This window comes from Comamonas aquatica NBRC 14918 (assembly GCF_000739875.1).
GTDB classification, from domain to species: domain Bacteria; phylum Pseudomonadota; class Gammaproteobacteria; order Burkholderiales; family Burkholderiaceae_C; genus Comamonas; species Comamonas aquatica.
In genome coordinates this window covers 23,578-35,273 of record NZ_BBJR01000062.1, presented here as the reverse complement: position 1 = coordinate 35,273, position 11,696 = coordinate 23,578, and the positions used below count along the sequence as shown (strand labels likewise).

11 protein-coding genes are annotated in these 11,696 nt (G+C 69.6%); 7 read left to right on the top strand and 4 right to left on the bottom strand.

All coding sequences use genetic code 11. The features are described from left to right. On the bottom strand, positions 1 to 338 hold a 338-nt coding region (locus CA2_RS14325), incomplete at its 3' end, for a LysR family transcriptional regulator (RefSeq protein ID WP_042418704.1). Positions 339 to 471: 133 nt separating this feature from the next. On the opposite strand from CA2_RS14325, the gene CA2_RS14320 reads away from it, so the two are divergent. Together CA2_RS14320 and ycaC are read left to right on the top strand one after the other, a co-directional pair. Beyond that, positions 472 to 1,356, top strand: coding sequence for a pirin family protein (locus CA2_RS14320; RefSeq protein ID WP_042418699.1), 885 nt, complete (start codon positions 472 to 474; stop codon positions 1,354 to 1,356). A 66-nt stretch (positions 1,357 to 1,422) separates the two neighbouring features. Beyond that, positions 1,423 to 2,052, top strand: a complete 630-nt coding sequence (gene ycaC / locus CA2_RS14315) for an isochorismate family cysteine hydrolase YcaC (RefSeq protein ID WP_042418695.1) — start codon at positions 1,423 to 1,425, stop codon at positions 2,050 to 2,052. 103 nt (positions 2,053 to 2,155) lie between these two features. Here ycaC and CA2_RS14310 read toward each other — a convergent pair whose 3' ends face one another. Beyond that, entirely contained in the window at positions 2,156 to 2,554 is a 399-nt protein-coding gene (locus CA2_RS14310) for a winged helix-turn-helix transcriptional regulator (RefSeq protein ID WP_042418693.1), read from the bottom strand. Between the two features lie 179 nt (positions 2,555 to 2,733). Here CA2_RS14310 and CA2_RS14305 point away from each other — a divergent pair, with 179 nt between their 5' ends. The 3 genes from CA2_RS14305 to CA2_RS14295 all read left to right on the top strand — a co-directional run bounded on the left by CA2_RS14305 (position 2,734) and on the right by CA2_RS14295 (position 6,676). Beyond that, positions 2,734 to 3,741, top strand: coding sequence for a zinc-dependent alcohol dehydrogenase family protein (locus tag CA2_RS14305; protein ID WP_042418717.1), 1,008 nt, complete (start codon positions 2,734 to 2,736; stop codon positions 3,739 to 3,741). Between the two features lie 175 nt (positions 3,742 to 3,916). After that, a complete protein-coding gene (locus CA2_RS14300; RefSeq protein WP_042418716.1) occupies positions 3,917 to 5,587 on the top strand; it encodes an ABC1 kinase family protein in 1,671 nt (556 codons plus the stop codon). Between the two features lie 6 nt (positions 5,588 to 5,593). Continuing rightward, positions 5,594 to 6,676 carry a DUF3108 domain-containing protein gene (locus CA2_RS14295; protein ID WP_042418691.1) on the top strand — a complete coding sequence of 361 codons (1,083 nt, stop codon included), beginning with the start codon at positions 5,594 to 5,596 and terminating at the stop codon, positions 6,674 to 6,676. Positions 6,677 to 6,774: 98 nt separating this feature from the next. Here CA2_RS14295 and CA2_RS14290 read toward each other — a convergent pair whose 3' ends face one another. After that, on the bottom strand, positions 6,775 to 7,797 hold the full coding sequence (locus tag CA2_RS14290; protein WP_042418714.1) for a fumarylacetoacetate hydrolase family protein: 1,023 nt from the start codon (positions 7,795 to 7,797) through the stop codon (positions 6,775 to 6,777). Positions 7,798 to 7,967: 170 nt separating this feature from the next. On the opposite strand from CA2_RS14290, the gene CA2_RS14285 reads away from it, so the two are divergent. Together CA2_RS14285 and CA2_RS14280 are read left to right on the top strand one after the other, a co-directional pair. Next, positions 7,968 to 8,786, top strand: a complete 819-nt coding sequence (locus CA2_RS14285; protein WP_052369952.1) for a DUF3108 domain-containing protein — start codon at positions 7,968 to 7,970, stop codon at positions 8,784 to 8,786. 164 nt (positions 8,787 to 8,950) lie between these two features. Next, on the top strand, positions 8,951 to 9,247 hold the full coding sequence (locus CA2_RS14280) for a BTH_I0359 family protein (protein ID WP_042418688.1): 297 nt from the start codon (positions 8,951 to 8,953) through the stop codon (positions 9,245 to 9,247). Positions 9,248 to 9,301: 54 nt separating this feature from the next. Here the strand turns inward: CA2_RS14280 and CA2_RS14275 are convergent, their stop codons facing one another. Next, positions 9,302 to 11,647, bottom strand: coding sequence for a putative bifunctional diguanylate cyclase/phosphodiesterase (locus tag CA2_RS14275; RefSeq protein ID WP_042418685.1), 2,346 nt, complete (start codon positions 11,645 to 11,647; stop codon positions 9,302 to 9,304). Positions 11,648 to 11,696: the final 49 nt, after the last annotated feature.

Sequence of the window (11,696 nt, the reverse complement as noted above, 5' to 3'; positions counted from 1 at the left end):
TACATCGGCCCCACGCGCGCCGCCAGCAGCGCCACCGGGCAGCTCAGGCGCACCACGCCGCAGGGCTCGCTGTGCGTCAGGGCCACGGATTCCTCGGCCGCCGCCGCCTCGGTCAGCATGGCGCGGCAGTGCTCGTAGTAACGCTTGCCCAGCTCGGTCACGGCAAAGCTGCGCGTGGAGCGCAGCAGCAGCTGTGCGCCCAGCCGCTCTTCCAGCAGGGCAATGTGCCGGCTGAGCTTGGACTTGGGGATGCCCAGGGCCCGCCCCGCCGGGGCGAAACCGCCGTGCTCCACCACCAGCGCGAAGTAGTACAGGGGATTCAGGTCCGGGAGTTTCATTGTTTTAAAAATGGAACGCTGCATGCGATTTTTGCAGTCTACCCAAACAATCGTTCCAAATTCAAAATTCCTCCCATGTTCTACGCACGGTCTGCGGCCTTCCGCCGGGCCGTGCATCCACCAGGAGGAAGCCATGTTGAAAAAGATTCTGGGTGTCTATGAAGCCCCCCGCCCCCACTGGGTGGGCAACGGCTTTCCCGTGCGTTCGCTGTTCAGCTATGCCGACCACGGCCAGGCGCTGAGCCCGTTCCTGCTGCTGGACCATGCCGGTCCCCAGCACTTCCAGCCCACGCAGGGCCGGCGTGGCGTGGGCATGCACCCGCACCGTGGCTTCGAGACCGTGACCATCGTCTACGAGGGCGAGGTTGCCCACCGCGACTCCACCGGCGCGGGCGGCACCATCGGCCCCGGCGATGTGCAGTGGATGACGGCCGCCTCGGGCATCCTGCACGAGGAGTTCCATTCGGAAGCCTTCGCCCGTACCGGCGGCCCGCTGGAGATGGTGCAGCTGTGGGTCAACCTGCCAGCCCGCGACAAGCTGTCCGCCCCCGGCTACCAGACGCTGCGGAACGCCGACATTCCCCGCGTGGCGCTGCCCGACGGCGCCGGTTCGGTGCGCGTGATTGCCGGGGACTTTGCCGCCGCCCACGGACCGGCCCGCACGTTCACGCCCATCGATGTGTGGGATGTGCGCCTGAACGCCGGTGCCAGCACCGAACTGCAGGCCCAGCCCGGCCACACGCTGGCCCTGGTGGTGCTGCACGGCACGGTGATGGTCAACGGCCAGGAGGTGGTGCGCGCCGGCCAGCTGGTGCACCTGGACCGCGCCGCCGACAGCGTGCACCTGGAGGCCAACAACGAAGTCACGCTGCTGTGGCTGTCGGGCGAACCGATTGACGAACCCGTGGTCGGCCATGGCCCGTTCGTGATGAACACCGCGGCCGAGATCGAACAGGCCCTGGACGACTTCCGCAGCGGTCGCTTCGGGCGCATGCCCCAGCCCCACGTCCTGGCCTGAGCCTGGTTTTCCCCGTCCGGCGCGCGCCTGCGCCGGATGCTTTCCCCCGCTCTCAAGGAGACTCCCATGAGCAACAAGCCCTATATCCGCCTCGACAAAGACAACGCCGCCGTGCTGCTGGTGGACCACCAGACCGGCCTGCTGTCCCTGGTGCGCGACATCGACCCCGACAAGTTCAAGAACAATGTGCTGGCCCTGGCCGACATGGCCGAATACTTCCAGTTGCCCACCATCCTGACCACCAGCTTCGAGACCGGCCCCAACGGCCCGCTGGTGCCCGAGCTGAAAGCCCAATTCCCCGACGCGCCCTACATCGCCCGCCCCGGCCAGATCAACGCCTGGGACAACGAGGATTTCGTGCAGGCCGTGAAGGCGACCGGCAAGAAACAGCTGATCGTCGCCGGCGTGGTGACGGAAGTCTGCGTGGCCTTCCCCGTGCTGTCGGCCCTGGCGGAAGGCTTTGAGGTGTTTGTGATTGCCGATGCCTCGGGCACGTTCAATCCCATGACCCAGCAGGCCGCCTGGAGCCGCATGGAGCAGGCCGGCGCCCAGTTGATGACCTGGTTTGGCGCGGCCTGCGAGCTGCACCGCGACTGGCGCAATGACATCGAGGGCCTGGGGACGCTGTTTTCCAACCACATCCCCGACTACCGCAACCTGATCCACAGCTACACCACGCTGACCGCCGCCAAGTAAGCGCGGCGGCCTCGCCCCCCCAGCCCGCCGGCGTGTGCCGCCTGCGGGCTTTGGGCTGTGATGGATTGAAATAGATAGCTGCTTGCGCTGGAGGGACCAGCGCTCAAGCCTGTTTTTGCTGCAAGTCTGGCAGGCAGCTGGCGCCGTGCTGATCCGCGTCGTGCAGGGGCTCGGCAGGGGCAAAGTTCTGGCTGTAGGCGATGCCCCAGTTGCGCATGGCGATCAGCACCGGCTGCAGGCTGCGGCCCAGTTCGGTCAGCGCATAGTCCACGCGCGGCGGCACCTCGGCATACACCGTGCGCGCCACAATGCCGGCGTCTTCCAGCTCGCGCAGCTGCAGCGTCAGCATGCGCTGGGTGATGCCGGGGATGGCACGGCCCAGCTCGCCAAAGCGCTTCTTGCCGTGCAACAGCTGGAACAGGATGATGGGCTTCCAGGTGCCGCCCATCACCGACAGCGTCACCTCCACGGCGCAGCCGCTCTTGCTGTTCAAACGTTTCATGCGGCCTCCTGCGCCTGGTGGTGGTTGGCCCGGGGGCCGGTGTATCCGATGCTGCCGCAAGGCCGCGCGGCCTGCATTGCTTACATTTTTAATACTACCCCACAAATATGTTGGTACTGGTCATGCCACGCGGTAGCGCGCACCATGGCGGCCATCCTTCACTGCCCGCAAAGATCGCCATGAAAGCCTTGCAACTGGCCGCCCCCGGTGGCCTGGACCACCTGCACCTGACCACCCTGCCCGATGCGCCCCCGCCGGGGGCCGGTGAGATCCAGGTGCGCATCCACGCCACCTCGCTGAACTACCACGACCTGCTGGTCGTCAGCCGCCCCGGCGCCACGGCCGATGGCCGCATCCCCATGGCCGATGGGGCCGGCGTGGTCACAGCCGTGGGCGCCGGCGTGACGGAATTCGCCGTGGGCGATGCCGTGGTGCCCACCTTCTTCCCGCAGTGGCTGTCGGGCCGCCGCGTGCCCTCGGACTTCAAACTGGTGCCCGGCGACGGCGTGGACGGCTTTGCCTGCGAGGCCGTGACCCGGCCAGCCACGGCCTTCACCCACGCGCCCCGCGGCTGGTCCCACGAGGAAGCGGCCACGCTGACCACGGCCGGCCTGACCGCCTGGCGTGCGCTGTTCGTCAACGGCCGCCTGCAGCCGGGCGACACGGTGCTGGTGCTGGGCACGGGCGGGGTCTCCATCTTTGCGCTGCAGATGGCCAAGGCCGCCGGCGCGCGCGTCATCGCCACCACCTCCAGCGCCGCCAAGGCCGAGCGCCTGCACGCCCTGGGGGCCGACGTGGTCATCAACTACCGCGACACGCCCGAGTGGGGCAACGCCGTGCTGGCCGCCACCGGCGGGCGCGGTGCGGACATCGTGGTCGAGGTCGGTGGCCCCAACACCCTGCCGCAGTCCATCCGCGCCGGCGCCGTGGGCGGCCACATCGCGCTGATCGGCGTGCTGACCGGCTTTGCCGGCAGCGTGCCCACGGCCGAAATGATGGCCAAGCAGCAGACGCTGCAGGGCCTGATCGTCGGCAGCCGCGAACAGCAGCAGGACATGGTGCGCGCACTGGAGCAGTGGGGCTGGCAGCCGGTGATCGACCGCCACTACCCGCTGGAACAGATGGCCCAGGCCTTTGTCCACCAGCAGTCGGGCCAGCACTTCGGCAAGATCGTGGTGCGTTACTGACCCTTAAAAAAGAGAGCGCGTTGCGCTTGGCAGGATTGGTCTTTCACGCCAAAACAGCGTGAAATGCTTGTACACCCAGCGCCCGCCGCTCCTTTTTCCAAGAGTGCCCGGCGCGGCACGCCGGCCAGGGCCGGTGCCTGGGTTTATGCTTTGGGGCAGCCACCAGGAGATGCCCATGCTGCACACCGCCGTCGTCGCCGTCCGGGACCGCGCCCGCCTGCAAGAGATTGTGGGCACGCTGCTGCGCTTCGGTCTGGCCGACGTGGTGCACTCGCTGGGCCTGTCGCGCTGGTCGACCTGGCGCAGCACCGAGGCCGAGGCGGAGGCAGCCCACACCGCCCTCAGCCGTGCGGAGCGCGTGCGCCTGGCCATCGAGGCGCTGGGCCCGAGCTTCGTCAAGCTGGGCCAGATCCTGGCCACACGCTCCGACCTGCTGCCGCGCGAATGGACCCGCACCCTGGAAACCCTGCACACCCAGGCCACGCCCCAACCCTGGTCGGTAATGCAGCCCCACATCGAGGCCCAGCTGGGCCGCCCGGTGCACGAGGCCTTCGCCCAGTTTGACCCCGAACCCATCGCCGCCGCCTCCATCGCTCAGGTCTACCGCGCCCAGCTGCGCCGCCCGGACGGCAGCCTGCGCGAGGTGGCGGTCAAGGTGCAGCGCCCCGACATCCGCGCCGGGCTGGAAGCCGATGCCCGCCTGCTGCGCCATGTGGCCGCCCTGGTGGAAGAACGCTTTCCGCAGCTGGAACGCTACCGCCCCAGCGACGTGGCGCGCCAGGTCGGCGACGCCCTGCGCGAAGAGCTGGACTTCAGCATCGAAGGCCGCAGCAACGAACTGGTGGCCCAGGCCTTTGCCGGTGACCCGGACATCGCCATCCCGGGTGTAGTCTGGGCGCTGAGCACGCCCGAGCTGCTGGTCCAGGACTGGCTGGACGGCATCCCCGCCAACCGCGCCGCGGGCGACGCCCGGTTCGACGGCCGCCTGCTGGCCCAGCGCGGGGCCCATGCCTTCCTGCACATGGTGCTGCGCGACGGCCTGTTCCACGCCGACCCGCACCCCGGCAACCTCTTCGCCCTGCCGGGCAACCGCGTGGGCTTCATCGACTTCGGCCTGGTCGGCCACCTTTCGCCCCACCGGCGCGACCAGTTCCTGGTGCTACTGCGCGCCCTGGTCGAGGGCGATGCCGACAGCCTGGTCATGGTGCTGCTGGAATGGACGGGCGACAGCCGGGTCAGCATCGGCCTGATGGAATCCGCCGTCGAGCGCTACATCGCCCGGCGCGGCAGCGGCCCGCTGCGCCTGGGCGACTCGATCAGCGAATTCATGGACCTGGCGCGCGAATCGCAGATCGCCATGCCGCCCGACATGGCCCTGCTGTTCAAGGCCCTGGTCACCGCCGACCGCGTGCTGCTGCAGCTGGACCCTGACTTCGACGTGATCCGCACCGCCGCGCCCCTGGTGCGCGAGCAGATGCGCGCCCGCTACACCCCGCGGCGCCTGCTGCGCGAGCAGCGCGCGGCCAGCCGGCAGATGTACGAGATGGCCGCCGATGTGCCCAAGACCCTGCGCCTGCTGATGTACCGCCTCAAGCAGGGGCGCCTGGGCGTGGACATGGAGGTGCGCCACCTGCACCGCCTGTCCACCGCCCTGGAGCGCGCCGCCACGCGCCTGTCCCTGGCCGTGGTCGCCGGCGCCTTCATCCTGGGCATCGGCCCGACGCTGCTGGCCTCGCAGGTGCACCTGTTCGGCATTCCCGTGTTTCCGGTGCTCGGCGGCCTGGGGGCGGTGATCAGCCTGGCCGTGCTGGGCCTGACCATGCGCCGCCAGCGCGCCCTGGACTGAGGCCGCATGCGACCCCGAAACATTGGCCTGATTGCGGCCGCCGTGCTGGGCGTGCACCTGCTGGTGCTGTGGGGGCCGGGCGACGCCTGGACCCAGGCCCAGCCCGACGTGCCGGCGGAGGTCGCGCGACTGGACACGGTGTGGATCAGCCCGCCCGTGGCGGCGCCCGCCCCGCCCCCACCAGCGCCCCGCCCCGTGCGCCAGACACGGACACGGGCACGGCCGGCCACCCCAGCAGCGGCGCCCATGCCCGTGCCAGCCCCCGCCACGGACATGCCCGCCCCGCCGCAGCCAGGCCCGGTGGCGGCCGCCGTGGCGGACCACGACCCCACGCCCCCCGAAGCCGCCCCCGCGCAAGACAGTCGCCCTGCAGACACGCCCCCCGGCGCCCCGCACTGGCAGGTGCGCGGCGCAGACGGCCAGCCACTGGCAGTAGCACTGCCCGCCGCCGCGACGGACACGCCCCAGCACCAGGCCCTGCGCTACCGCGTGCACGGCTGGATCAAGGGGCTGGAATACCACGCCCAGGCCGAGCTGATCTGGCACACCGAGGACGGCCGCTACCAGGCGCGCCAGTCCATCAGCGCCTTCCTGCTGGGTTCGCTGGAGCAGACCAGCCGCGGCCGCATCGGCGCGGAGGGCTTCCAGCCCGAGCGCTTTGACGACCGCCGGCTGACCCGGCTGCGCAGCGCCACGCTGGACTGGGAGGCCCAGCTGGCCCGCTTCGAGCCCGAGCGCCCGCCGGCCGCCATCGGCCCCGGCACCCAGGACCGCCTGAGCGTGTTCCTGCAACTGTCCGCCCTGCTGGAGCACCTGCCCGCGCTGCGCGCGCCCGGCACCCTGGTGGAGATCCCCACCCTGGGATCGCGCAGCCTGCAGATGTGGCAGTTCCGCGTGCAGGACACCGACACCCTGGCGCTGCCCAGCGGCCCGCTGGCCACGCTGCGCCTGCAGCGCGCGCCCCAGTCCGGCGACCGCGAGCAGGCCCTGCTGTGGCTGGCGCCCGCGCTGGGCTACGCGCCGGTGCGCATCCAGATGCAGGAGTCCAACGGCGACCACCTGACGCTGACGCTGCGCGAGCTGCCCTGAGGGGCACAAAAAAATAGCATCTGACGCTGGGCCAGCCTGCGTCAGATGCCCATTTGGTCATTCACCCGTGCCACACGCCGTGGCCAGCCGGACGGCCCTCAGTCGTCGCTGCCGTCCCCCTGCGGCGAGACCAGGGTCTGGTCGATGGCGCCAAACAGGCTCTGGCCATCCTTGCCCTTCATCTCGATGCGCACCGTGTCGCCAAACTGCAGAAAGCCGGTCGTGGCCTGCTCCTGCTGCTGCAGCTCCATGGCACGCTTTTCCGCGATGCTGTGAAAGCCCTTGGACCATTCCGTGCGCCGTGCCGCGCCCCGGCCGCTGGTCACGCCCTGGTTGCTGACCACACCGCTGCCCACCACCGTGCCGGCGCGCAGGCTGCGCGTCTTGCAGGCCTGGGCCAGCAGCTGGCCGAAGTGGAAGGCCATGTCCTCGCCAGCCTCGCACATGCCCACCTTGCGCCCGTTCCAGCTGCTGTGCAGCGGCAGGTGCACGCGGCCACCGCGCCAGGCCTCGCCCAGCTCGTCCAGTGTCACCGCCACCGGGCTGCAGCCCAGAGACGGCCAAGCGTGCACCGGCCCCCAGCCCGCCTCCGGCGGCGTGGGCATCAACTGGCGCAGGTTCCAGCTGTTGCACAGCATCAGCAGGCGGATGCCGAACAGCGCCTGCTCGGGCGTGCTGCCCATCGGCACATCGCCGGTGATCGCAGCCAGGCCGGCGCCAAAATCCACGCCCAGGGCTGCGCTGGGCACCACCACCTCCTCGCAGGCGCCGGACAGGCTGTCGCCCGCGCCCTGGCGCAGCACGGGTTCGGTGCCGGGCAGGGTCCAGTCCGGCTGGGTCAGCGCCAGGTGCGAGGGATAGGCCCCACCCTCCAGCCACTGGTAGGCGCGCGGCAGCGGCGCCATGCACTGCATGGGGTCAAAGGCAAAGGCATGCGGCGCGCGGCCGGTGTTCAGCTGGTGGTACAGGTCCTGCAGCTGGGGCGCCATGAAGCCCCAGTCGTCCAGCACCTGCTGCAGGCGCGAGGCAATGCCGGTGGCGTAATGGGCCAGCCGCAGGTCGCGCGAGACGACGACCAGTTGCCCGTCGCGGGAGCCGTCTTTGTAAGTGGCAAGTTTCATGTGCAATGCGGTGTAGACCGGAAGGCCATACAGCAGCACACGGCGTGGGCTGCTGCAAGAATGGAAGGGTGCGAGTGAGCCAACGCCCGTGGCGCCAGCCGCCCGGATGCGGCCCGCCACCGGCGGCTGCAGGCTCACACTGCGTAAGCTGCAAATTCTAAGGTTCGCCCATGCCACTGCACCCTTGCTTCCGTGCCGCGCCTGTCTGGCGCCTGGGTCTGCTGACCCTGCTGTCCACCGCCGCTGCCCTGGGCGGCACGGCCAGCCATGCCCAGCCGGCCTCCGCGCCGATCGAGGTGCGCAACGCCCAGGGCACGCTGCGCCCCGAGGCCAGCCTGGCATGGCGTGCGCCGGCGGCGGCGCGCCTGCAGTTCACGGTGCAGGGCAAGTTCAAGGGCCTGCCCTACCAGACCCGGGCCCAGCTGGACTGGCTGCCCCAGGGCCAGCGCTACGAAGCCGCGCAGGAGGTGCAAATCCCCGTGCTGGGCAGCCGGCGCCAGTCCAGCGTCGGCAGCATCGGCCCCCAGGGCCTGCAACCCGAAATCTTCCTGGACCGCAGCCGCAAGGAGTACAGCACCACCTTCGACGCCGCCGCGGGACAGATCCGTTTCAGCCGGGGCAGCGATCCGGCGCCCTGGCAGCGTGGCACCCAGGACCGCATGAGCGTGTTCTTCCAGGTGGCCGGCATGCTGGCCGCCGCGCCGCAGCGCTACCCCGTGGGCACGCAGATCACGGTGCAGGCCGCCAGCAGCAGCCGGGTAGCGCCCTGGACCTTCACGGTGCGCGGCACCGAAGAACTGCAGCTGCCCGCCGGCCGCATGAGCGCCATCAAGCTGGAGCACAGCTCGGACAGCGGTGCGGCCGACGGCCTGCAGTCGGCACTGTGGCTGGCACCCGGCCTGCAGTACCTGCCGGTGCGCATCCGCATGCTTGAGGACGGCGGTCGCGACGAGCTGGACCTGAAGTTGCAGTCCCACAGCAAGCCCTGACCTGCGCCGACCAGGCCAGCCGTTGCGGACCGGCCATTCGTGGAATACTGGAGCTGCCCGGTCGCCGCCGGGCACCTTGAAACTGACCGTCTCGCCCGCAACTGGCTGGCAGGGCCACCGCCCACCCGGCATGGCCCGCGAAACGGCAAGAGAGGAGGACCACCATGCAAATGCTTTACGACTCCGACACTTTTGTGGTGCTCCACTTGCAACCCGATCTCGGGCTGCCCGCAGAAATCCTGCTGGCCGATGGCCAGACCAGCGCCCCCGGCCTGCCCCGCCACGGCTTCGAGATCGTGGACAAGCGCTCGGGCAAGGAGGTCTACCTGGACGGATCCTGGGCCGAGCTGTTCCAGCAGCAGATCCAGCAGTGGCAGCGCGAATCGCCCAGCGAGGAAGAGGTCGAGGACACGCTGGAGCGCTACGCCCAGCTGGCACAGAACCCCGTCGTGATGCACTGAGGGCTGCGCCGCGGGCGCACCGACCGCCCGGAGGAGGCGGCTCGGCGCCCGGGCCTAGATGCCCAGACCCAGGCTGTTGAGGCTTTCCTGGCGACGGCGCTGGGCTTCGCCTTCCAGCAGCACGGTGAATTCGCCCACCGGCAGGGGGCGGCTGCAGAAATAGCCCTGGTAGAAATGGCAGCCGTGCTGGCGCAGGAACTCCAACTGCGCCGCGGTTTCCACGCCCTCGGCCAGCACTTCCATGCCCATGCTCTTGCCCATGGCGATCACCGCATGGCTGATGGCCATGTCGTCGGCGCTTTGCGGGATGTCGCGGATGAAGCTCTGGTCGATCTTGAGCAGGTCGATGGGAAAGCGCTTGAGGTGGGCCAGCGACGAATAGCCGGTGCCGAAGTCGTCGATCGCCAGGCGCAGGCCCAGGTCCTTGAGCCCGCGCAGCACCGTGAGCGCCTCGTCGGGGCGCGCGGCGAGCGCACTTTCGGTGATTTCCAGCTCCAGGCGCCCGGCGGGCAGCCCCGAGCGCGCCAGCGCCTGGCGCGTGCAGCCAACGATGTCGGTCAGCAAGAACTGGTGCAGCGACAGGTTCACCGCGATCGAGATGTCGGGCAGGCCCTGGCTGCTCCAGGCCTGGGCCTGGCGGCAGGCCTCACCCAGCACCCATTCGCCCAGCGGGCCGATCAGCCCGGTGCTTTCCGCGACCGGGATGAAGCGCGCCGGGGAGATCATGCCGTCCACCGGGTCGAACCAGCGCACCAGGGCCTCGCAGCCGATCAGCCCCCCGGTGGCAATGTCGATCTGCGGCTGGTAGAACAGTTGCAAGTGCCCCTGGGCCACGGCATTGCGCAGCCTCGACTCCAGCGCAATGCGCTCGCGCGCAGCCTGGGTCATGTCTTCGTTGAAGAAGCACCACTGGTTGCTGCCGCCCTTGCCATCCTTGGCGCCGTACACCGCGGCGTGCGCGCCCTGCACCAGCAGGGCCGCATCCTGGGCGTGCTCGGGGTAGCAGCAGATGCCGGCACTGCCGCTGACCACCACGGCAAAGCCATCGGGAGATTTCCAGGGCTGGGCGGCCGCGTGGATCAGGCGCTCGGCAATGTCCGAGGCCTCCTTGCGGTGCTTGAGGTGGCGCGTCAGCACCACGATCTCGTCGCCCGCCATGCGCGCGATCAGGTCCCCGGGCCGCAGCGCCGACTGCACCTGGCGCGCAATGTGGCGCAGCACCTCGTCACCCACGGCGTGGCCGTAGCTGTCGTTCACGTCCTTGAAGCGGTCCAGGTTCAGCAGGATGACCGCCATGCGCTCGCGCGTTTCGACCGCGTGGTGCACACAGCGCGTCAGCTCCTGCACGAACCAGTTGCGGTTGGCCAGGCCGGTCAGGGCGTCGCGGTGGGCCAGATGCTCCAGCTGCCGCTCGCGCTGCTTCTCCTCGGAAATATCGGTGAACATGCACACGTAGTGCGAGACATGGCCTTGCGGGTCGCGCACCGCGTTCAGCGACATGCGCTCCGGGAAGATCTCGCCATTCTTGCGCTTGTTCCAGATTTCTCCGCGCCAGTGGCCACTGCGGTGCAGGCTGCTCCACATCTCGTCATAGAAGGCCTTGTCGTGCAGGCCGGACTTGAAGGTCGAGGGGCGCTTGCCGATCAGCTCCGCCGCCTCGTAGCCCAGCAGGCGCGAGAAGGCCGGGTTGACCGACAGGATGTGGCCGTTGGCATCGGTCACCACGATGCCTTCGGCGGTGTTTTCCACCACGCTGGCCGCCAGCCGCAGGCGGTCTTCCTCGGCGCGCTGCTGGGTCTTGTCGGTGATGATGCCGGAGAAGCGCACGGGCTGGCCGCGGTCGTCCAGGTGGCGGGTGCCGCGGGCCTCGAACCAGCGGTAGGCCCCGTCAAAGCACAGCACGCGTGCCGTCACCACAAACGGCACGCCCTGCTCCAGCGTGGCCTGGGCCGCCTGGCCCACCATGGCGCGGTCGTCCGGGTGGATGCGCGGCTTGAAGCGAAACTCCGCCGAAAAGTTGCAGCCCTCGTAGCGCATCAGCTTGGCCACGCCCTGCGAGAAGGTGTGGCGCCGTTGGGCCATGTCCCAGTCCCACATGCCGCTGCCGCTGCCATCCAGCGCCAGGCGCAGCTTTTCCTCGCTGGCCTCCAGGGCCTGGCGGTCGGCGCTGCGCCGCGCCTCGGCGCGCATGGTCCGCAGCACCAGCCAGGCCGCGTAGCAGCCCGACAGCAGCACGAACACATAGTCCTGCCCTTGCTGCAGCAGCAGGTACAGCTCCCGGTCCTGCACCAGCTGCGGCATGATCGCGTCCCCTGCACCAAACCACAGCAGGCCGACCACCAGATACAGCACCAGCGCCCGCCAGGGTGCCAGATGCGGGACGGCGTCCTCATGTTGCATGTATTTCCTCAATCCCCTCTTGGCCCCGCCCATGCTGCGACAATTGCCC

Coding starts and splice junctions, on each gene's coding strand:
- CA2_RS14320 (WP_042418699.1), top strand. CDS start 472: ATGTTGAAAAAGATTCTGGGTGTCTATGAAGCCCCCCGCCCCCACTGG.
- ycaC (WP_042418695.1), top strand. CDS start 1,423: ATGAGCAACAAGCCCTATATCCGCCTCGACAAAGACAACGCCGCCGTG.
- CA2_RS14310 (WP_042418693.1), bottom strand. CDS start 2,554: ATGAAACGTTTGAACAGCAAGAGCGGCTGCGCCGTGGAGGTGACGCTG.
- CA2_RS14305 (WP_042418717.1), top strand. CDS start 2,734: ATGAAAGCCTTGCAACTGGCCGCCCCCGGTGGCCTGGACCACCTGCAC.
- CA2_RS14300 (WP_042418716.1), top strand. CDS start 3,917: ATGCTGCACACCGCCGTCGTCGCCGTCCGGGACCGCGCCCGCCTGCAA.
- CA2_RS14295 (WP_042418691.1), top strand. CDS start 5,594: ATGCGACCCCGAAACATTGGCCTGATTGCGGCCGCCGTGCTGGGCGTG.
- CA2_RS14290 (WP_042418714.1), bottom strand. CDS start 7,797: ATGAAACTTGCCACTTACAAAGACGGCTCCCGCGACGGGCAACTGGTC.
- CA2_RS14285 (WP_052369952.1), top strand. CDS start 7,968: ATGCCACTGCACCCTTGCTTCCGTGCCGCGCCTGTCTGGCGCCTGGGT.
- CA2_RS14280 (WP_042418688.1), top strand. CDS start 8,951: ATGCAAATGCTTTACGACTCCGACACTTTTGTGGTGCTCCACTTGCAA.
- CA2_RS14275 (WP_042418685.1), bottom strand. CDS start 11,647: ATGCAACATGAGGACGCCGTCCCGCATCTGGCACCCTGGCGGGCGCTG.